We start from the raw sequence: 19,731 nt of genomic DNA, 5'->3' as shown, positions 1-19,731 counted from the left end.
GGAAACGCGGAATATGGTTCAGAGGAAACCCAGGGACCAGCGTGTGGTCAGGAACCGGCGGGTGGCGGTTTACACCTTCCTGTTAATCCTGACCCTGTTTTATATCTCGGCTCACAGGACGGTGCAGAAGGAGAGGGAGCTGGCGGTGCGGGAGGAGCTGGCGGCGGGGGAAGAACAGACGGCGGCGCAGGACTGGGAGGAACGCGGGGGGAGTGTTAAAGGGAGTGGGGATGAGGCAGGAAGCAGGAGAGCTGTGCGGAGTGGAAATGATGCAGAAAAAGGTGAGGGGGACCAGGCCGGAGTCCTTAGAATCGCCCAGGAGGATATGTGGTGTCTGATACTTACCAATGCGGAATATCCTGTGCCGGAAGATTATGAGGTGGAGCTGGAGGCCATTCCCGGTACGGAGCAGTCAGTGGATAGGAGAATCTATGAGCCGCTGATGGCCATGATAGGAGATATGAAGGCCCAGGGCCTGTCTCCGGTGGTGTGTTCCGGCTACAGGACGCTGGATAAGCAGGAAAAACTGTTTAACCGAAAGGTCCAGTCCTATGTGAAGGGTGGGCATACCAAGGAGGAATCCTATAATCTGGCCAGACAGACCATATCCATTCCGGGCTCAGGGGAACACTGTCTGGGACTGGCAGTGGACTTCTATACCAGAAGATACCACAGGCTGGAACGGGCTTTTGAGGATACACCGGAGAGTAAATGGCTGGTGGAACATGCGCAGGATTACGGTTTTGTCATGCGGTATGGGGAGAATAAGACGGATATTACGGGAATTCAGTATGAGCCCTGGCATTACCGCTATGTGGGGGTGGAGGCGGCAAAATACATGAAGGACCACGACCTGTCCCTGGAAGAGTTTTATATTGAACAGAGTCTATATGGATAAGGTGCACGAAAATCAACGATGATTTTTGTGCACTTTTTTGGTAAATAAAATGGGAGGGGCGTACGATAAATATTACAGAGCGGAAGAGATGGTATGTCCCGGAAGTTCGGTCCAGTGTCCGACAGGGCCCGTCGTTCATTGGAATATCCAGAAAAAACGAGGGACAGGGAAGTCCCGGTAAAAAACAATTACATGGAGGTAATTAGTATGAGGATTCAGCACAATATTATGGCACTTAATTCCAACAGGCAGTTAGGAATCAACAACAGTGCAGTATCAAAATCATTGGAGAAATTATCATCAGGCTTCAGAATCAACCGCGCAGGCGATGATGCCGCTGGACTGGCTATCTCTGAGAAGATGAGAGCACAGATTAAAGGCCTGGAAGCAGCTACTGATAACTCTCAGGATGCAATATCCCTGGTGCAGACAGCAGAGGGCGGACTGCAGGAAGTTCATTCCATGTTAAACCGTATGACTGAGTTGGCTACCAAGTCTGCTAATGGTACTTATACGGATGATGTTGACCGTAAGGCACTGCAGGATGAAGTTTCTGCATTGAAGGATGAGATTAACCGTATTGCTGATGGTACTGATTTTAATGGGATTAAGTTGTTGGATGGTACTATGGGTGTTGGTAGTACCGGAAATTCAGGTACGACTAATGCTGCGGATAATGCTTCAGCAGCTAAATGGTCAATTTCGGGTGGAGAAGGTATAACCGTTGAGCTTAAGACTGTGGCCGCAACGGGTGCTAAAGGCGTTACCGCTACGTTTAGTGCCGGAAAGTTAGAGCTTTCTATTAAGGCACAGAATGGTGATAAAATCACTCAGGAGGATATTGACAAAGCAATTGCAGCAGCAGCAAGACCTGATGAAGCAAAGGACCTTAAGGTAACATTAGAGCAAGATATAACCTTTAGCGGCAATACGGCAGGTAGCGGAGATCTCGGAAAGCTAAAATCAGAAAAGGCTGCACGGGCTACCGTTACATCTAATGGCATAACTGTCACGGCTAATAAAGCCGGAACTGCACTAAATGGCAAAACGCTTAAAATTGATAATACAGCTGCTCTTGGGGTAACTGTGAACGTTGATGGTTCAACTGTTTTAAATATTGACCCCAATAAGAGTTATACTGCCAGTGAGCTAAATAGCCTTCTGTCTAGCGCTGGTTCGGGATTGTCAGTTTCCTTTGATGGAACCAAGAGTGCGGCTGATTTAGCTGCTACATTTACACTTCCAAATACAGGTGCTCCAGGTGCTGGTTCAGGCCTTTCCTCAGGTGGTGGCATGAAACTTCAGATAGGTGATACAAATGATTCCTACAACCAGTTGGAATTAAGCATTGCCGACATGCACGTAAATGCCCTTGATTTAAACAGCGTTGACATCAGCACCAGAGACGGCGCGGCCGCAGCCATGAGCAAAATCAAAACCGCCATCAACACCGTATCCACCAGCCGCGGCAAACTGGGTGCTATCCAGAACCGTCTGGAGCACACCATCAACAACCTGGGTGTTACCACTGAGAATATCACTTCCGCAGAGTCCCGTATCCGCGACGTAGATATGGCCAAGGAAATGATGAACTACACCAAGAACAGCGTACTGGTTCAGTCTGCACAGGCTATGCTTGCACAGGCCAATCAGCAGCCGCAGTCCGTATTACAGTTATTACAGTAATTTATAGTAAGTATGGTAATCGGGCAGGTTAACGGTAAAATAGTTCCAAACAGATAAGATAAAAAGGTGTTGCCAAATGGCTGTGGTCACGCAGCCATGAAGCAGCGCCTTTTTGAATCCTGCTTTATGGTTTCATACAGTAAAATACAATTGTCTGTTTCGACATTTCTTGCTATAATATGTAACATAATGTGAGAGAACCTTCAGGTTCCCGGGGGAGTAGCTATGTCGGTAACAATTGTGTTGTCCAATCAGAAGGGCGGTGTGGGGAAAACCACATCAGCCTATGTGCTGTCAACAGCGCTGAAAGAAAAGGGATATAAAGTCCTTGCGGTGGATATGGACCCGCAGGGCAATCTGAGTTTCGCCATGGGGGCGGACACGGAGAGCGCTACCATTTACGATGTGTTAAAAGGAGAGCTGAAACCCAGGTATGCGGTCCAGAAATCCCCTCTGGTGGATATAATTCCGTCCAATATCCTGCTCAGCGGTATTGAGCTGGAGTTTACCGGGGCGCGCAGGGAGTTCCTTTTAAAAGAGGCGCTGGAATCCCTGAAGAGCTCCTATGACTACATTCTCATAGATTCCCCGCCGGCCCTGGGCGTGCTGACAGTGAACGCGTTTACTGCGTCTGATTACGTCCTGGTGCCCATGCTTTCGGATATATTCAGCCTGCAGGGCATTACCCAGCTGGATGAAACCATATGCCGCGTCAGAAATTACTGTAATCCCCGGATTCAGATACTGGGGGTATTTCTTACAAAGCACAATCCCAGGACAAAATTCAGCAAAGAGGTGGAGGGCGCCCTTCGTATGGTGGCGGAGGATTTGGGTTTTCCGGTTCTGGATACATTTATCCGGGACAGCGTAGCGCTTCGGGAAGCCCAGTCCCTCCAGCGCTCCGTGCTGGAATACGCACCTGACTGCAATGCGGTCCGGGATTATAAAAAGCTGATACAGGAATTGATTCAAAGGGGGCTTAAGGCAGATGTCTAAGAGCAGGACAGAGATTGACAAGGAAATAATGTACCGCAAGATTATGCCCTCTGCCTCTAAAAGAGATGCGAAGGCAGCGCAGGGAGATACAGGAAACCCGGGCGCAGGGCAAATAGACGCCGTGCCGTCAGATGGTGCAGATGGGGACGGAACTGCTGCAGGCATGCCGGCTTTATCAGCGCCCTCAGCGGCCGCCATGGCAAAAACCCTTAAGCGTAGCCCGGTAACATTTCCGTTTAAAGAAGAAAATAATATGGTACTGGTAAACCTTATGGAGGAACTGGTGGTAAACAAGCTGGACTCCACCCTGGACCGGTTTAACTGCTGTAAATGTGATAAGTGTAAAAAGGATATAGCAGCACTGGCCCTTAACCGTCTGAAACCGCGGTACGTGGTGATGAAGGAAGGGGAACAGGAAAAGCGCAGGAAGGCGGAGCTGGAAAATGGGTCCGAAGTAACCGGGGCGCTTGTACAGGCTATCCTGGTGGTAAAGAAGGCCCCGTGGCACTGAGACAGCCTGTAAACAGTCAGATATACAGAGGACCGGACCAATATAAAACAACCCCATCAGCCGTTAAGAGGCAAAATCCCAGGATTTTCCCCTATAACGGTTTTTTTGTTATCTGTTTTTTGTTTCTGAAAAAGATAAAAAGGTCCCAATCATACAAAATAAATATAAAAATAACCTGAAGAACTATAAAGTTTTATCTTCCCTGTACGATAAGTACTATAGAAATATCACAGCCACTTATCAGGCCCACCATACAAAGAGCATGCAGGGAAAGGAAGCCGGACATATGGATATAAAAGTATCGAGAAATTACGCAGCCTATCAGAAGGCAGTGAGCAATGCAAAACATACGGAAAAAAGCCTTTCTGCTCCCGTACAGGCAGCCGGAAAGGCAAGGGGTGATGCTGTCTGCATCAGCAGCGAGGGCGCAAAAAAAAGCGGTGCATCCTCATTTTCAGCCGCACTGTCAAGGTCCATGGAAGAAGGGGCTCCGGCTGACCGGATTGCCGCGTTAAGGGAACAGGTGCAGGAGGGGACATACCAGGTATCGGCGGAGCAGATTGCCAGACGCCTTATGAGCGGCCTGTAGGAGGGAACACATTGGAAGAAATCATTGATTTTTTGGGGGAATACACAGAAACACTGGAGGCCATGGAACAGAAGCAGATTGAGAAATTAGGGCTTTTGATGACCAGGGAGCTGGATAAGGTTGAGCAGACCATCATGATGCAGCAGGCCATGGATAAGAAGCTGGAGAACATGGAGCAGAAACGTCAGAAGCTGTTTGTCTCCTGCGGGTTTGAGGGCAGGACCTTAAAAGAAATTGCAGAGGTTGCAGGGCCGGAGCAGAAAAAGGAGCTTATGGACCTGTACCGGAGAATTGACGGAGCCATAGGCAATATACAGTATTACAACCAGAAGGCAGAAGCGTTAGCCAAGTCTGAGCTGGAGCAGATGGGAGTTGATTCCAGATATGTGGGAAATCCCACCGGCATCTATGGACGTCCGGCATTCAATAAGGGCAGTAAACTGGAAAAAAAGGCCTGATGAGGGCCTATATAGGAGAGTGGTAAATTGAGACCGACATTTATGGGGCTGGAGACAGCCAAACGAGGGATTCAGGTTAATCAGAAGGCCATAGATATTGTAGGCAATAATATAAGCAATGCTAAAACAAAGGGATATACAAGACAGCGTCTGGATTCGGTGAGTGTCCATACCTACGGAAGCGACCAGTATAATTACAGCTCCATTCCCCTGGCCGGACAGGGCGTGGATGTCAAGGGAGTGGCGCAGATTCGCAATCCGTATCTGGATGCCAAGTTCAGGCAGCAGTACGGCGACGTGGGGTATTATGACCAGAAGGCAGCCATTATGGACCAGATTGAGGGAATCATCAGTGACCCTGAGGTAGAGGGAACCGGCATCAAGGCGGCTCTGAATACCCTGTCCCAGGCACTGGCGGATTTCAGCGCCTCCCCGTACCAGGAGACCAATGCCAATATTGTCATGAATGCGTTTAAAGGCGTGACCCAGGTGCTCAATGAATATGACGCCAATCTAAACACCCTGATGGAACAGACAAAGAATGATTTATCGGCTGCAGTGACGGATATCAACACAAAATTAGACCAGCTGTCTGAGCTGAACCGTTCCATTGCCCATGAGATATTCAGCAACAACGACTATGACGGAGTCAACTACGGGCCCAATGACCTGCTGGACCAGAGGAATGTCATACTGGATGACCTGTCACGGTACGGCGATGTCCAGGTAACCGACCTGGATGATGGAAAGATTCAGGTGAAAATCAATGGAAAGGTGGTGGTGGACGCTTCCGGGGCTTCCTACACCAATGATAAGATTAACATTGGCAGCGACGGCGTCACTCTCACATGGAACAGCAGCAACCAGAAGGCCAGTCTGGGAGAGGGAGCCATCAGAGGGTTTACGGATATGCTGAGCGGCGCGGACCAAATCAATGCAGGGATACCTTACTACCAGAACCAGATGAACCATTTAGCGCAGACACTGGCGGATGTGTTTAACAATAAGATTCATGCCGATGACCCTGATTTCCCGGATAAATACAAGTTTCTTCTCCAGGGTGATTCCAACGGAACGGTGACAGCGGGAAATATCTGCATCAGCGACCTGTGGGCCGACGATGTTTCCTATATTATCCGGAAACAGAATCCCGACGGAGAGCTGGACAATCAGGATATCCTGGATATGAAGGCTGCATTGGAGCAGGATTTTAACTTTGGCGGTGAATACACGGGAACCTTCAGTGAATTTATATCCAGCGTCACCAATACGCTGGGAAGCGGAATCAAGACAAACAGCGCCAGGATGAGCGCTTCCCTGGCCATTGCGGAAAGCGTGGATTCGGAGCGCATGGGCGTGTCCGGGGTTTCCCTGAATGAAGAGGGAATCAGCATGATGACATACAACAAAGCATACCAGGCTCTGGGAAGACTCATGACTACAATGGATGAGCAGCTGGACATGATTATCAATAAGATGGGCATAGTAGGGCGTTAAGGAGGGGCATATGAGAATCACGGAAAATATGATGACAGCTACCTATAACAGGAATCTCCAGAGGAATATATCTGATTTGGCGTCCTCCAACCTGAAGCTGTCATCCAGGCGTCAATATAATCATGTGTCGGAGGACCCGGCGACCGCGTCAAAGGCATTTGCCATCAGGGACCAGATTGCCAGGTCCGAGGAACATATCAGTGTGGTGAAGAATGCAAGGGGAGAGCTGGAGACAGCGGATTCCAATATTATTACGCTCAACTCCATTCTTGAGACGGTCTATGAAAAGGCCACCAAGGCAGGGGGAGCCAGCAGCCAGGATTCCATGGATGCCATTGCAGAGGAATTAGGCGGTCTTAAGGAAGAGATTCTCCAGACCATGAATGCCCGGTACGGGGATAAGTTCCTGTTTTCCGGTTCATCCAACAGCGAAGCTCCGTTTACCGTGGATTCAGATGGAAATCTGATGTTCAACGGGAAACTGGTGGACGCCTATGATAAGGATAATCCGGATACATATTTTGATGAAAATAAGCCTGTTTATCTGGATATCGGATTCGGTACATATGCATCGGGAATGAACACGGCAAAGACAGGAATCAAGATTTCCACATCCGGCGTGGATGTTCTGGGATATGGCAGGGATGAAAATGGCCTTCCCAATAATCTGTACAGCCTCATTGGCAAGGTGGAGCAGCAGCTAAGGGGCGGTGACAAGGACGGAGCCATGGATACCCTGTCACAGCTTAAGAAAAAGCAGAGCAATATTTCCATTGCCACATCTGAACTGGGAACAAGAGAAAAGCTTCTGGACCGCACGGAGGACCGCCTGGAAATAGGTCTTATCAATCTGCAGAAGAGCCAGACGGACCTGGAGGCAGTTAAGATTGAGACAGAGGCCGTTAACAACAAATCCTATGAGACAGCCTGGATGATTACCCTTCAGCTGGGGTCCAGCATCATACCGCCGTCCATATTTGACTTTATGAAATAGGTTGAAAAGAGGTGTCTGAAGATGAATGTCCTAAAAATTACGTCTACCCCCATTAAATTGTCCATGACGTCCCAGCGGGCCAGGCTTGAGAGCAGGCTGCCGGACCCGGAGGTGGGAATCATCCAGAATCCTGGTAAGCTGAATATGAAGTCCGAGCATATCAAGGTGGATATTGATACGTCCCGTTCCAGGGACAGCCTGGGATTCAAGACAGCCAGAGGACTAATGAGGGATGCTGCCAGCGCCGGCCTTAAAGCTGCATCGGATGCCACTGCCCAGTATTCCAGGGTGGGCAACCAGATGATGCAGATTCAGGATGGAGCAACGGTTTCCGGCATCATAAAGAATCAGATGATGGCTCAGGCCAACATCACCACTGGAATTGCATTTATTCCATCGGTGGGTCCGGATATTTCATGGGAGCCTGCTGATTTATCCGTTGACTTTACCCCTGCCCAGGTTGAGTTTGAACCTCAGGTACAGGAGCCGTCTGCCAGGTATGTGCCGGGTGAGCTCAGCGTAAATGTGGAGCAATATCCCAAGGTGGAGATAGAGTATATGGGGGAACCCATGTATGTACCGCCCAGCGCCAATCCGGCCGTCAATGAAGGGGCGCAGTAGCCAGGCAGGATGATTGGCATCAGGGATGAGATAGGGGGATTTACTTGAAGATAGAGACGCGGGATTTCGGAATCCTTGAAATAGAAGAAAGAAATATTATAACATTTAAACAGCCTATATTCGGGTTTGAAGAATATACGCAGTTTGTACTTGTAAATGATTCCAACATGGGAAATGGAATCTGCTGGCTGCAGTCCATTGAGCAGAAGAATATATGCTTTATTATGCTGAATCCTCTGGAGGTAAAACGCGATTATGCCCCGGTGGTGATGCAGGATATCCTAATCCTTCTGCAGGCAGTGCCTGAGGATGATTTGGACTGCTGGGTTCTCATGGTCATTGGAGAGACATTCCGCAATTCCACGGTAAACCTGAAAAGTCCCATCATCATTAACCATAAGACGAATCTGGCTGTCCAGGTAATACTGGACCAGGATTATCCTATACGGCAGTCCATATTCAGCCAGGGAGAGAGGGACGGCCTATGCTGATTTTATCCAGGAAAAAGGGCGAATCAATTAAAATTGGCGATGATATTGAGATATTTGTGGCTGAGATTAAAGGCGACAAGGTGCGTCTGGGCATTTCAGCTCCCGGCGATATGAAGATATGCCGCACTGAGCTGTATCTTACCATGGAGAATAACAAGGAGGCATCTGATAAGGTGGACCTGCTTAAGGTATTCCAGCTCTCCAGAAATCTGAAAGCCCTTGCCCAGGAGACTGGGGCGGACATAAAGGAGGAGAAACATGGAAGTGCTTGAGCAGATGCGGATGCTGCTCAGGGAAAAGGCCATTCTGTTCGGACAGTATGAGCAGGAAACCCTGAGGCTGGATACGGATGATTTGGATGCTGTGGATGATATTGCGGATGCGGTGAAGGCGCGGCAGTCCCTCATAGGTAAAATAGACGGACTGGACCAGAGAATGGCTGCCATCAGGGATGCATCGGATTACGGCGCATACTGCTACAGCATTGGACGGAACCAGTGCGATTACGCCGGACTTACCGGGACGGAGCAGGGAGTGTTCCGGGACGGGCAGGAGGTATTTGCCATCATGACCAGAATCCGGGAACTGGAGGCCAGAATTCCAATGAAAATGACAGTGATTCAGGAACAGCTCCAGGAAAAGATAAGGAAGAATAATGTAAGCGGTAAATTTACCGGTTACCTGAAACAGATGGGTCAGGGGAGCAAAGGGGTGCTCTATGATAAACGGAGATAGGGGGACAAACAATGTCATCAATCAATACGGTCAGCGGTAACGGCAACAAGAATTATGTATCAGGTCTTGCCTCCGGCATGGATACGGAAAGTATTGTCCAGAGTCTTCTGATGGGTACCCAGACTAAAATTGATAAACAGTCAGGATTAAAGCAGCAGCTTGAATGGAAACAGGATATCTACAGGGACCTGATAACGAAAATCAATACCTTCAGCGATAAATATTTTTCTTATTACGGTTCGGGCCAGACCAATCTTATGAGCCAGAGCCTGTTTAAGACCATGACCGGTATCAGCAGCTCCGGCGCCGTTAAGATAAGCTCCGTCTCGTCCAATGCAGTCAGCTCCATGAATATCAGTGAGATTTCACAGCTGGCAAAGGCCTGCACGGTCAAATCGTCAGGGACCGTGACAGGGGAGCCCAAAGGACAGGAAGCAAATCTGTCGGCATTGGCAGAGGGCGAGAACTCCTTTTCCATTACTTTGGACGGCGTAAACAGGATTATAACATTTACAAAAGGGGCAACAGAGCAGGATACTCTTGATAATATAAACCAGGCATTATACCGGAATTTCGGAACATCGGTGGGAATGGACCTGGTGGCCGGAACGGACGCAGACGGCACCAGCATAAATGTTATGAAGCTGGTGAAGCTGGACGGAAACGGAAATGCCACAAGTAATGCAATTGATTCCTCCAGAAGGGTTATCATAGAGACGGCGGGCGGCAGCAATGACACGATTGCAAACCTGGGATTTTCCGGCGGGTTTTCCAACAAGCTGGATTACGGCACATCCTTAAAAAATATGAATTTTGCCACCCCTCTTGAGGGAAACCGGTATGAATTCCAGATTAACGGCGTGACCATAAAAGGACTGACCGGGGATTCCACGCTCAGCGATGTGATCAGCGCCATCAACAGCAGCGATGCAGGGGTACGGGTATCCTATTCTTCAGCGGCTGACAAGTTTATTATGGAATCATCTTCAACCGGAGAGATATCCAATATAACCATGTCCCAGACCTATGGGAATCTGCTGACCACCATGTTTGGCGTGGAGGCAACAGGCGTCCAGTCGTCTCTGTTTTCACAGGAGATTACCAGCGGAACTTCCGTGGATTTTGATGCTATAGTAAATAATCTCAACAGCGGAAGGGACCAGTCCCTTACGTTCCAGGTGGACGGAGCAGATTTCACTGTAAAACTGGAAGGAAAAAACGGCGTTGGAAATTATAAGAATGCACAGGCTGTCATTGACGCGGTTAATTCCAAGCTTTCCAGAGAATTTGGCGGCGGTAAGGTGAACTTTTCTCTGAAGGAGGACCCTGACAATGCAGGAATGAATTACGTGACAGTGCAGTCTTCCGAACACGCGGTTTCGTTTACATCCGATAATGTAACGAACGGCGGAGCAGATGTGTTTGGGTTTGCCGGAGGAGAGACGAATGTCCTTGGCAAGGATACCACTTGGGATGCCGCGGGTATGGCTGGAAAAATAAAGGTCAATGGGACTGAGGTTTCTATAACTGGCAGTACTACATTGGAAACGGTGGCGAACCGGCTGCAGGCGGCCATTGGGGGAAATGCTAAGGTAGAGTATAAGGATGGCCGGTTTAATATAACGGGGCTGACCGGGAATGTGAAAATTGAGGGAGTGGAAGGTGATATAACCGACCCGGATGGCAATATAATAAAAAAGAATCCGGTAGAAATAATGTTCGGAAAGAAATCAATTCAGAGTGTTCCCAACATTAAAACAGTAACATCCAATGCAGTAAATGATACTGGTATTTTAAAAGGCAAATTAAAGTTAACTCTGGAAGATGGAACTTCACAGGAGATTAATGTAAACAATTTAAGTATTCCTAAAAACTTTGCGGATTTAGCAGCAGAGATTCAGAACAAAGCCGGGGCTGGTGTAACAGTAAGCTATACATCGGATGGTAAAATACAGATACAAGGCACATCAAAGGGATTTACCATGGAAGGAACGGATACAAACGGAAAAGCCCTCATGAACAGTCTGTTTGGGCAGGATGGAATTACATTTTCGTCGCAAATGACCGCCGAAGTAACCGCCGGCCAGAACGCCGTACTGACCGTAGACGGCACTGTCATTGAACGGAATACAAATACCTTTGAGCTGGATGGAATTACCATGGAATTAACCTCGGAGTATCATGATACTGGTGCTCCAATAAGCTTGACTACGTCCCGTGATACTGATAAAATAGTAGACAGTTTGAAGAGTTTTGTAGAAGATTACAACACACTTGTGGAAGAACTGAATGCACATCTGAAAGAGACTGCAAACTACAAAAAATATGCGCCTCTCACAGACGACCAGAAGAAGGAAATGAGCGACAAGGAGATTGAACTCTGGGAAGAAAAATCCAAGGAGGGACTTCTTCACAATGACGCCAACATCACCAGCTTTCTGGGCGATATGAGAATGGTTCTTTACAGCAGTGTGGAGGGCGCGGGGCTGTCACTTTATGATATCGGTATCGAGACATCCGATAACTGGAGGGACAACGGTAAGCTGGTCATTGATGAGGATGTTCTTAAATCCATGGTTGCCACCAATGCGGATGCCATATGCACGCTGTTTACGGACAGGGACCAGGGGCTGGGAGTCGGCATGCAGAATGCCCTTAAGGAGGCTGCCAATGTCAGCAGCGGAAGCCCCGGAACCATGGTGCGCTACGCAGGCACAAAGGACGTACTTACCACCAGCAATACCCTCTATGAGGAGATGAAGCACATTTCAGAGACACTTTCCAACCTGAATACCAAGTATCAGCTGGAAAAGACCCGGTACTGGAATCAGTTTAATGCCATGGAGCAGGCTATATCGAATATGAACAGCCAGAGTTCCTGGCTTACCCAGCAGTTCTCATCATGATGAAGGAGTAATCACTATGCAGAATCCATATGCAAAATATAAGCAGCAGTCCATAATGACCATGACCCAGGGAGATATGATTAACCTTTTGTTCGATGAGACAATCAACCGTCTGAACAAGGGCCTTCTGGGACTGGAGACAGGGGACTATGAAGCGACCAATACCCATTTTAAGAAGGCTCAGGCCATTATCAGTCATCTGGCATCCACGCTGGACCAGCAGTATCCGGTTTCCAAGGGACTGTCTTCTCTCTATGAGTATTTTAATTACCAGATTATTCAGGCCAATGTGAGGAAGAGTCCGGACACGGTACAGGAGATTCTCCCCATGATAACGGAACTGAAGGAAGCATTTGCCCAGGCAGACAAGCAGGTACGCATAGGCCATACGGGCTGATGAGAGATAAGGAGGCAAAACATGCCGTTATTTGATGACAGGGCCCTGGGAGCCCTGGAGAGAGGGATGGATGGCATGTGGCTGAAGCAGCAGATTGCCAGCCACAACATTGCCAATGTGGAAACACCTGGATATAAGGCCAAGAAAGTGGAGTTCAGGGATGTATTCCGCGAGACTGCCCAGGGGACAGAGCGGATTGCAAAGCCCGTGGTGGAGGAAGACGGAACCACCCAGGCCAGGCCGGACGGCAATAATGTCCAGGTGGAAAAGGAAGAACTGGAGCTGTGGAAAGCCTATACACAGTATGCAGCCCTCACGGGGCGCGTGTCAGGCAGGCTGTCCACCCTGCGGTATGTCATTAACAACACAGGCAAATAAAGGAGACAGATATGGGGTATTTGGATTCTCTTAATATAACAGGTTCCGCGCTGACAGCAGAGCGGTTCCGTACGGATATCATCATGCAGAACCTGGCAAACCAGAACACCACCAGGACAGCTGAGGGCGGTCCCTACAGGAGAAAGCAGGTAGTGTTCAGGGAGAATGCCCTGAGCTTTAAGAATGAGCTGGGCAAAGCCATGACAAAGGCGGAGAATGGCGGCGTGTTTGTGGAGGAAGTGGTGGAGAGCCAGAATCCTCCGGTACCGGTCTATGACCCGGACCATCCGGATGCCGATGAGGATGGATATGTGATGATGCCCAATGTAAACAGTGCAGAGGAGATGGTGGACCTGATGGCCGCCACCCGCGCCTATGAGGCAAATGTCACGGCCCTTAATGTTGCAAAAAGCATGGCTTTAAAAGCACTGGAGATTGGTAAATAAATGAAAAGGCAGAAGGATGAAGAAGGAGGCCAGGAGTGGTTAAATACCTACGCGGATATGATAACCCTTGTCCTGACCTTTTTCGTATTATTATACAGCATATCAAATGTAAACCTGACCAAGCTGGAGGAGGTTGCATCTGCCATGCAGAGGCAGCTGGGAATCGAGGCAAAGACTAAAATTGAGGATGTGCCCTCTGATTTGAAATATCCGGTTGTAGGGGAAGGCGCAGAAGCGCCGGAAGATGCAGCGGTGCCGTCGCAGCAGTACCAGACATCGCAGCAATACCAGGCATCAGCCAGGGAAATGGCTGACATGGCCAGGGATATACAGACTTATTTTGACTCCGAGAATCTGGACGCGGTTGTCAGCAACAGTGAGAACGCAGTGTACATCCGTTTTAAGAATGATTTGTTATTTGCACCTGACAATGCGTATCTGACAGACGCCAGCAAATCCATGCTGGATGCAGTCGGAATTATGCTTAAGGAAAAGCAGGACAATATCCTTGCTATCTACATAAACGGACACACGGCCCAGGCTGCAAACTCCCTGATTAACGACAGGCTTCTGTCTTCAGAGAGGGCGGATAATGTGGCCATTTATCTGGAGGAACAGGTGGGAATCAATCCCAGGAAGCTGATTTGCCGAGGTTATGGAAAATATTATCCCATTGCGGATAATACAACCAGGGAAGGCCGTGAGCAGAACCGGCGGGTGGATATGATTATTCTTGGAAATGGATATAAGCCGCCGGATACGGCCGAAGGAATGGAGACAATGGACCCCCTGTTCCCGGTGACCATGCCCGGGGATGAGACTATGATGCAGGAAGGAACAGCCAGTGATTAAGAGTTACGATTTTAAATCACCAAAGAAATTTACAAAGGAACGTATGAGCACGGTGGAAAATCTGTACGACAGCTTTGCCCGTGCCCTTGCGCCGTATCTCACAGGTCTTCTCCAGTCTTTCTGTGAGATTAATATCAACAGTATTGTGGAGAAGCGTTACCAGGAATTCAGCAGCTCTGTGCAGGACCATTCCCTTTTCGGAATGATTACCATGAATCCGGCAAATAAGGATTACAATGAGGCGCCTCTGACCATGGAAGTGGATACCAGGCTGGCGTTTTTTATGATTGAGAGGCTTTTAGGCGGAGTTGGGTCGGAGTATGATTTGTCAAGGGATTTTACGGACATTGAAAAGGCCATTTTACAGTACGTCCTGCAGAAAATCACCGAATTTATAGGGGAAGCCTGGGGACAGTATCTGGACATTGAGGCGTCCCTGACCGGGCTTCAGACCAATCCCCACCTGCTTCAGATGAGCGCCCAGGAGGATGTGGTCATCCAGGTGGAGCTGGAGGTGGTGATTGAGAAGCTGAGGGCCAGACTCAATATGGTGATGCCTGCTCCTAATGTGGAGGAGCTCACTTCCAAGTTCGGCTATTCCTTTGCGGTCAGCCATAAGAAACTGGATGAGGACAAACAGAAATCCAAACGGAGCTATATTGAACAGCACCTGCTGGAATCCGAGGTGGAGCTGAGGGCCATCCTTCATGAATTTACCCTGGATGCCCAGGACATACTGCAGCTCGCTCCGGGGGATGTGATTCCCCTTAATAAAAAGGTTGACAGTGCCGTGTCCCTGTATGTGGAGGATGTGGCCTGTTTTGAGGCCAGGGCGGGCCAGACAAAGATGCGCAAGGCCGTGGAAATCAGCAGTGAATTGTAGCCGGGAGGAAAAGGCATGTTATCAATGGACAAAGAAGCCATCAAGGAACTGACGGAGATGGAGGCGGTTCCTATATGCAATATACTGGGCTCCCTTCTGGGCAGAAGTGTGAAGATGTCGGTGTCCAATGTGGAGGAAACGGACACAGGCGCCCTGGCGGAGAGCCTGCCTCATTTTAATGTGGTCATAGAGAGCCGGAAGGCGGTCAGGGGAATGTCTGCGGACCAGCTGTACATATTTGCAAAGGAAGACATGATAAGGCTTACCAACTATATCATGGGGGTACCGGTGGATACCCTGAGCCCGTTGGATGAGATTGCCCTGAGCACTTTAAGGGAGGTTGCCTCCCAATGTGTGGGCGCGGCCATGGATGAGCTCAACGATTTCCTGGGCAGGGATATGCGGGATTCCATAACCAGGATATCGGCCTTTGACAATACGGAGAGGATTCAGGATATTATCCGCAGCTGGAGGGCAGAGGATTCCGTACTTTTAATGGGCCTCCACTATGTCATTGACGGTGTTGTGGAATCAGATGCATATATCATTGCCGACCAGGCGCTGAAACAGGTCATGGGGATACCGGATATGGCCGATATGCCTGAACAGGAGACGGGAATGCAGATGGCGGAGCATAAGGAGGCCATTGCTGTCCAGGAGGTGTCGTTTCCGGAGTTTAAGTACACGCCCATTGAATATTCCAAAGAACAGATAGGGGAAGACAAAAAGAAGCTGCTGGATATCACGCTGGATGTATCAGTACGGCTTGGCAGCACGGTGTGCAGTGTAAAGGACGTGCTTTCCCTTAAGGAGGGACAGGTGCTGGTGCTGGATAAGCAGGCTGGCTCCCCGGCTGATGTGGTTGTCAATGGCGAGCTGATTGGCAGAGGCGATGTGCTGGTGACCGGGGAGCATTTCGGGGCGCGTATCACCGAGGTCATGGGCAAGAGGGAATAATATGGCATTTTTAAAAATACTGTTTTACCTTGTTGTCCTTATTGCGGTGCTGGTACTGGCCTATTACACCACCAGGATGCTGGGCCGGGGAATGGGACGGGCCCAGAGGACCGGGGGAATGGAGATTCTGGACCAGATGGCCCTGGGCCGTGATGCCTATCTGCTGGTGGTAAAGGTGCAGGAGCGGATTTTCCTGATGGGGATAACCCCTGGCGGGATATCCAAAATAGAAGAGCTGGAGTCCTATGATAAGAAGGGGGCAGCGGAAACACCGCCTGATTTTATTTCCCTTCTGTCATCCCAGATGAAGGGGCATTTCCAGGAAAAGGGACAGAAGGACAGGCAGGAGAAAAAGGCAGGAGAAAAGAATCATGAGTAAGATACTGCGAAAGACAGGGAGAATCATAGGAGCAGGGGCGCTGGTCTGTATGTGGGCGCCGGGCGCTGTCACATCTTATGCAACGGATGTATCCCTGACCCTGCAGGGAGCTTCCGGCACAGGCAAACCCATGGATATGCTGGACATCATGTTCCTATTCCTGTTCCTGGCTGTGGTCCCGTCCCTGATTATCATGATGACAAGCTTTACCAGGATTGTGATTGTGCTGTCTTTTCTGCGCAATGCTCTGGGCACACAGCAGTCGCCGCCCAACCAAATCCTGGTAGGGCTTGCCTTGTTTCTGACCCTGTTTATCATGAGTCCTGTTATTGCCTCTGTGAATACCCAGGCCTACCAGCCATACCGGGAAGGCCGGATTACAAGGGAGGAGGCCTTTGTGCGGGCACAGGAGCCCATGAAGGAATTCATGCTGAAACAGACTGAGAAAAAGAGTCTGGACCTTTTCCTGTCCATATCCAAAACCCAGCCGCCGGATGTATCCCAGGGACAGGAGGGATATATGAAGCTGGGTCTTACCACCATTGTGCCTTCCTTTATCCTCAGTGAGCTGAACAAGGCATTTACCATGGGATTCCTTATATTTATTCCCTTTCTGATTATCGACCTGGTTGTGTCCAGCACGCTGATGTCCATGGGAATGGTTATGCTGCCGCCTACCATGATTGCACTTCCCTTTAAAATTATGATGTTTGTGCTGGTGGATGGGTGGAGCCTGGTGATTAAGACCCTGGTCCAGAGCTTCCGGTGACAGTCTGGGATGACACTCTGATTACATTCTGAGGAGGAAAAGATATGAGCGCTGAACAGGTAATGGAAATCATGAAGGAGGCCATGCTGGTTGCATTTGAAATCGCAGGCCCCCTTCTCATTATAAGCATAGCGGTGGGGCTTCTGGTGGCCATATTCCAGGCAGCCACCCAGATTCATGAGCAGACTCTTACGTTCGTACCCAAGCTGATTGTCATTGCCCTGGTGCTGTTAGCCCTAGGGTCCTGGATGAGCAAGGTCATGAATGAGTTTGTGGTGGAGCTGTTTGCCATTATGGCAGCTCTTTGATGAGAGTGGTGTGGTATGGACAGCGGTATATTTGAGTATTTTGACATTTTTCTTTTGGTCTTTGCGAGAATGGGGGGACTGGTTTTTATCAATCCCGTGTTTTCACGCAAAGGCGTTCCGCCCATGGTGCGGACCGGCCTGGTGCTGGCCCTCAGCCTTCTTATTGCGCCCGGAGTCAGAAACGGGGCAGGTCATGTCATGGCCTTTAACACCTTTGATATGGTGGAGGCCCTGATAAGGGAAGTGATACTGGGGCTGGTGATTGGCTGTGTGTTTCACATGTTTTTTTATATGCTCTATGTGGCAGGAGACTTTCTGGACACGGTGTTCGGACTGGCCATGGGAAAGGTCATGGACCCGGCAGGCGGAGTCCAGACCGCTATTCTGGGCCAGTTTGTCAACGTGTTTTTTTATCTTTATTTTTTTGCGTCTGGCTGCCATCTGACTATGGTGCGGCTCTTTGCCTACAGCTACCAGGTGGTGCCGGTGGGAGCAGGGGCTATAATGGGAGGACGTATTCTGTGGTATATCATAACCCTGTTTGGTTCCGTATTCCTCATGGTGATAAAGCTGGTTCTTCCCTTTGTGGCGGCGGAGTTCATCCTGGAGATGACCATGGGGGTGCTTATGAAGCTGATTCCCCAGATTCATGTGTTTGTCATCAACATACAGTGCAAGATTTTGCTGGGAATTCTGCTGCTGATGCTGTTTGCCTATCCCATGGGCGCATTTATGGACCGTTATATAGAGGCCATGATGACAGAGGCGCAGAAGCTGCTGATGATGTTCGGGTGACGGGATGCCGGGATGCCGCAGATGCCGGGCGCTGCAGATAACCGGATGTTTAATATACAGGGAGAGGAAGTGGTGACAGGTGGCTGCTGAGGAAAAGACCGAGAAAGCCACGCCAAAGCGGCGGCAGGACGAACGCAAAAAGGGAAATGTGTTCCAGAGCAGCGATGTGGCCGCTGTGTGCTCGCTGCTGGTCCTGTTCCATTCCCTAAAGGCCCTGGCGCCTATGATGTATGAGAGCTTTGGGGAGTGTATACACTTGTTTTTTTCATATGCCTCATCGCCGGATGTGTTCTGGCAGGAAGGGGGGAAGGGACTGTTCATGAAAGCCGTGCTGGTGTTCTTTAAGGCGTCCCTGCCCCTGCTTTTTATCGGCGTTCTGGTGGCGGTCATAGTCACCTTTTTCCAGACCAGGATGGCATTTTCGTGGGATGTGCTAAAATTCAAGTTTGACAGAATCAGCCCCCTGAAGGGATTTAAGCGTATGTTTTCCCTGAGGTCTGTCATTGAACTGTTAAAGTCCCTTATTAAGATTACGGTGCTGGGATGGGTGGTATGGTTCTTTTTAAAGGGCAGGCTGGCGGAGCTGACGGGACTGATGGAGGGAACAGTTGCATCCGCCCTCATTTATGTGGGGAATACAGTGGTTTCCCTGGTGGACACAGTGGGAATTGCCTTTGTATTTCTGGGAGCCGTGGACTATCTCTATCAATGGTGGGAGTATGAGAAGAACCTGCGCATGAGCAAACAGGAGATAAAGGAAGAGTACAAACAGACGGAAGGCGACCCGCAGATTAAAGGGAAAATACGTGAGAAGCAGCGCCAGATGGCGTCCAGGCGTATGATGCAGAATGTTCCCAATGCAGATGTGGTAATCCGTAACCCAACCCACTACGCTGTGGCCCTGGGGTATGATTCCGGGAAAAACAGGGCGCCGGTTGTGCTGGCCAAGGGCGCGGACCATCTGGCCCTTAAGATAGTGGAGGTGGCGGAGGCCAGCGGTGTGTATATCATGGAGGACAGGCCTCTGGCCAGAGGATTGTATGATACGGTGGACGTAGATATGGAGATTCCAGAGGAATATTATCAGACCGTGGCCAAGATACTTGCCTTTGTTTATAAGCTTCAGAATAAGGATATGTGATTGTGGATAAATTTCCCGGAAAAGAGGTTTGCAGTGGACAACAG

At 49.5% G+C, this 19,731-nt stretch carries 24 protein-coding genes; all 24 read left to right on the top strand.

Annotated features, from left to right (window positions below; translation table 11 throughout):
- Positions 1-13 precede the first annotated feature (13 nt).
- The 24 genes from I2H39_RS10520 (at position 14) to flhB (ending at position 19,687) form a co-directional block, all read left to right on the top strand.
- Positions 14-898 (top strand): M15 family metallopeptidase, encoded by an 885-nt coding sequence (locus I2H39_RS10520; protein WP_195626413.1) that lies wholly within the window; start codon positions 14-16, stop codon positions 896-898.
- 207 nt (positions 899-1,105) lie between these two features.
- Positions 1,106-2,584, top strand: a complete 1,479-nt coding sequence (locus I2H39_RS10515) for a flagellin (RefSeq protein ID WP_195626412.1) — start codon at positions 1,106-1,108, stop codon at positions 2,582-2,584.
- Positions 2,585-2,809: 225 nt separating this feature from the next.
- Positions 2,810-3,580, top strand: a complete 771-nt coding sequence (locus I2H39_RS10510) for a ParA family protein (RefSeq protein WP_138310688.1) — start codon at positions 2,810-2,812, stop codon at positions 3,578-3,580.
- Positions 3,573-4,091, top strand: coding sequence for a late competence development ComFB family protein (locus I2H39_RS10505; protein ID WP_195626411.1), 519 nt, complete (start codon positions 3,573-3,575; stop codon positions 4,089-4,091). Before I2H39_RS10510 ends, I2H39_RS10505 begins: the two co-directional genes overlap by 8 nt.
- 286 nt (positions 4,092-4,377) lie before the next feature.
- Positions 4,378-4,680 carry a flagellar biosynthesis anti-sigma factor FlgM gene (locus I2H39_RS10500; RefSeq protein WP_195626410.1) on the top strand — a complete coding sequence of 101 codons (303 nt, stop codon included), beginning with the start codon at positions 4,378-4,380 and terminating at the stop codon, positions 4,678-4,680.
- A gap of 11 nt (positions 4,681-4,691) precedes the next feature.
- Positions 4,692-5,138, top strand: a complete 447-nt coding sequence (gene flgN / locus I2H39_RS10495) for a flagellar export chaperone FlgN (RefSeq protein ID WP_138310685.1) — start codon at positions 4,692-4,694, stop codon at positions 5,136-5,138.
- A 27-nt stretch (positions 5,139-5,165) separates the two neighbouring features.
- Positions 5,166-6,635, top strand: a complete 1,470-nt coding sequence (flgK, locus tag I2H39_RS10490; protein ID WP_195626409.1) for a flagellar hook-associated protein FlgK — start codon at positions 5,166-5,168, stop codon at positions 6,633-6,635.
- Between the two features lie 10 nt (positions 6,636-6,645).
- Positions 6,646-7,629 carry an FgL, flagellar protein gene (locus tag I2H39_RS10485; RefSeq protein ID WP_195626408.1) on the top strand — a complete coding sequence of 328 codons (984 nt, stop codon included), beginning with the start codon at positions 6,646-6,648 and terminating at the stop codon, positions 7,627-7,629.
- Between the two features lie 21 nt (positions 7,630-7,650).
- Positions 7,651-8,250, top strand: a complete 600-nt coding sequence (locus tag I2H39_RS10480) for a DUF6470 family protein (protein WP_138310682.1) — start codon at positions 7,651-7,653, stop codon at positions 8,248-8,250.
- 44 nt (positions 8,251-8,294) lie between these two features.
- On the top strand, positions 8,295-8,741 hold the full coding sequence (locus I2H39_RS10475) for a flagellar assembly protein FliW (protein WP_138310681.1): 447 nt from the start codon (positions 8,295-8,297) through the stop codon (positions 8,739-8,741).
- A complete protein-coding gene (gene csrA / locus I2H39_RS10470; RefSeq protein ID WP_138310680.1) occupies positions 8,735-9,013 on the top strand; it encodes a carbon storage regulator CsrA in 279 nt (92 codons plus the stop codon). Before I2H39_RS10475 ends, csrA begins: the two co-directional genes overlap by 7 nt.
- Positions 9,000-9,476 (top strand): hypothetical protein, encoded by a 477-nt coding sequence (locus tag I2H39_RS10465; RefSeq protein ID WP_195626407.1) that lies wholly within the window; start codon positions 9,000-9,002, stop codon positions 9,474-9,476. The genes csrA and I2H39_RS10465 overlap by 14 nt, the downstream gene beginning before the upstream one ends.
- Before the next feature lie 11 nt (positions 9,477-9,487).
- On the top strand, positions 9,488-12,382 hold the full coding sequence (gene fliD / locus I2H39_RS10460; protein WP_195626406.1) for a flagellar filament capping protein FliD: 2,895 nt from the start codon (positions 9,488-9,490) through the stop codon (positions 12,380-12,382).
- 16 nt (positions 12,383-12,398) lie between these two features.
- Positions 12,399-12,779 carry a flagellar export chaperone FliS gene (fliS, locus tag I2H39_RS10455; RefSeq protein ID WP_195626405.1) on the top strand — a complete coding sequence of 127 codons (381 nt, stop codon included), beginning with the start codon at positions 12,399-12,401 and terminating at the stop codon, positions 12,777-12,779.
- 21 nt (positions 12,780-12,800) lie between these two features.
- On the top strand, positions 12,801-13,157 hold the full coding sequence (flgB, locus tag I2H39_RS10450; protein WP_138310676.1) for a flagellar basal body rod protein FlgB: 357 nt from the start codon (positions 12,801-12,803) through the stop codon (positions 13,155-13,157).
- A gap of 11 nt (positions 13,158-13,168) precedes the next feature.
- Positions 13,169-13,603: a flagellar basal body rod protein FlgC gene (gene flgC, locus I2H39_RS10445; protein WP_138310675.1), complete on the top strand. Its 435-nt coding sequence runs from the start codon at positions 13,169-13,171 to the stop codon at positions 13,601-13,603.
- The gene (locus I2H39_RS10440; RefSeq protein WP_138310674.1) at positions 13,604-14,455 is read left to right on the top strand and encodes a flagellar motor protein MotB; all 852 of its coding nucleotides are present in this window, start codon (positions 13,604-13,606) and stop codon (positions 14,453-14,455) included.
- Complete coding sequence (locus I2H39_RS10435) at positions 14,448-15,338, top strand: FliM/FliN family flagellar motor switch protein (RefSeq protein ID WP_195626404.1); 891 nt, start codon at positions 14,448-14,450, stop codon at positions 15,336-15,338. The genes I2H39_RS10440 and I2H39_RS10435 overlap by 8 nt, the downstream gene beginning before the upstream one ends.
- 15 nt (positions 15,339-15,353) lie before the next feature.
- Positions 15,354-16,295, top strand: coding sequence for a FliM/FliN family flagellar motor switch protein (locus I2H39_RS10430; RefSeq protein WP_195626403.1), 942 nt, complete (start codon positions 15,354-15,356; stop codon positions 16,293-16,295).
- Between the two features lies 1 nt (position 16,296).
- On the top strand, positions 16,297-16,674 hold the full coding sequence (fliO, locus tag I2H39_RS10425) for a flagellar biosynthetic protein FliO (RefSeq protein ID WP_138310671.1): 378 nt from the start codon (positions 16,297-16,299) through the stop codon (positions 16,672-16,674).
- A complete protein-coding gene (gene fliP / locus I2H39_RS10420; protein ID WP_195626402.1) occupies positions 16,667-17,443 on the top strand; it encodes a flagellar type III secretion system pore protein FliP in 777 nt (258 codons plus the stop codon). The genes fliO and fliP overlap by 8 nt, the downstream gene beginning before the upstream one ends.
- Before the next feature lie 44 nt (positions 17,444-17,487).
- The gene (gene fliQ, locus I2H39_RS10415; RefSeq protein ID WP_002566250.1) at positions 17,488-17,751 is read left to right on the top strand and encodes a flagellar biosynthesis protein FliQ; all 264 of its coding nucleotides are present in this window, start codon (positions 17,488-17,490) and stop codon (positions 17,749-17,751) included.
- 15 nt (positions 17,752-17,766) lie between these two features.
- On the top strand, positions 17,767-18,546 hold the full coding sequence (locus tag I2H39_RS10410) for a flagellar biosynthetic protein FliR (RefSeq protein ID WP_195626401.1): 780 nt from the start codon (positions 17,767-17,769) through the stop codon (positions 18,544-18,546).
- 79 nt (positions 18,547-18,625) lie between these two features.
- Positions 18,626-19,687 carry a flagellar biosynthesis protein FlhB gene (gene flhB / locus I2H39_RS10405; RefSeq protein ID WP_138310668.1) on the top strand — a complete coding sequence of 354 codons (1,062 nt, stop codon included), beginning with the start codon at positions 18,626-18,628 and terminating at the stop codon, positions 19,685-19,687.
- Positions 19,688-19,731: the final 44 nt, after the last annotated feature.

This window comes from Clostridium sp. 1001283B150225_161107_B6 (assembly GCF_015556325.1).
Classification (GTDB): domain Bacteria; phylum Bacillota; class Clostridia; order Lachnospirales; family Lachnospiraceae; genus Enterocloster.
Note: the sequence above shows the minus strand (reverse complement) of the source record. Positions and strands in the feature narration are given on the sequence as shown.

Excerpts from the sequence above, each read along its gene's own strand:
- I2H39_RS10520 (WP_195626413.1), top strand. The coding sequence starts at position 14 with ATGGTTCAGAGGAAACCCAGGGACCAGCGTGTGGTCAGGAACCGGCGG.
- I2H39_RS10515 (WP_195626412.1), top strand. The coding sequence starts at position 1,106 with ATGAGGATTCAGCACAATATTATGGCACTTAATTCCAACAGGCAGTTA.
- I2H39_RS10510 (WP_138310688.1), top strand. The coding sequence starts at position 2,810 with ATGTCGGTAACAATTGTGTTGTCCAATCAGAAGGGCGGTGTGGGGAAA.
- I2H39_RS10505 (WP_195626411.1), top strand. The coding sequence starts at position 3,573 with ATGTCTAAGAGCAGGACAGAGATTGACAAGGAAATAATGTACCGCAAG.
- I2H39_RS10500 (WP_195626410.1), top strand. The coding sequence starts at position 4,378 with ATGGATATAAAAGTATCGAGAAATTACGCAGCCTATCAGAAGGCAGTG.
- I2H39_RS10485 (WP_195626408.1), top strand. The coding sequence starts at position 6,646 with ATGAGAATCACGGAAAATATGATGACAGCTACCTATAACAGGAATCTC.
- I2H39_RS10480 (WP_138310682.1), top strand. The coding sequence starts at position 7,651 with ATGAATGTCCTAAAAATTACGTCTACCCCCATTAAATTGTCCATGACG.
- csrA (WP_138310680.1), top strand. The coding sequence starts at position 8,735 with ATGCTGATTTTATCCAGGAAAAAGGGCGAATCAATTAAAATTGGCGAT.
- I2H39_RS10465 (WP_195626407.1), top strand. The coding sequence starts at position 9,000 with ATGGAAGTGCTTGAGCAGATGCGGATGCTGCTCAGGGAAAAGGCCATT.
- fliD (WP_195626406.1), top strand. The coding sequence starts at position 9,488 with ATGTCATCAATCAATACGGTCAGCGGTAACGGCAACAAGAATTATGTA.
- fliS (WP_195626405.1), top strand. The coding sequence starts at position 12,399 with ATGCAGAATCCATATGCAAAATATAAGCAGCAGTCCATAATGACCATG.
- flgB (WP_138310676.1), top strand. The coding sequence starts at position 12,801 with ATGCCGTTATTTGATGACAGGGCCCTGGGAGCCCTGGAGAGAGGGATG.
- flgC (WP_138310675.1), top strand. The coding sequence starts at position 13,169 with ATGGGGTATTTGGATTCTCTTAATATAACAGGTTCCGCGCTGACAGCA.
- I2H39_RS10440 (WP_138310674.1), top strand. The coding sequence starts at position 13,604 with ATGAAAAGGCAGAAGGATGAAGAAGGAGGCCAGGAGTGGTTAAATACC.
- I2H39_RS10430 (WP_195626403.1), top strand. The coding sequence starts at position 15,354 with ATGTTATCAATGGACAAAGAAGCCATCAAGGAACTGACGGAGATGGAG.
- fliO (WP_138310671.1), top strand. The coding sequence starts at position 16,297 with ATGGCATTTTTAAAAATACTGTTTTACCTTGTTGTCCTTATTGCGGTG.
- fliP (WP_195626402.1), top strand. The coding sequence starts at position 16,667 with ATGAGTAAGATACTGCGAAAGACAGGGAGAATCATAGGAGCAGGGGCG.
- fliQ (WP_002566250.1), top strand. The coding sequence starts at position 17,488 with ATGAGCGCTGAACAGGTAATGGAAATCATGAAGGAGGCCATGCTGGTT.
- I2H39_RS10410 (WP_195626401.1), top strand. The coding sequence starts at position 17,767 with ATGGACAGCGGTATATTTGAGTATTTTGACATTTTTCTTTTGGTCTTT.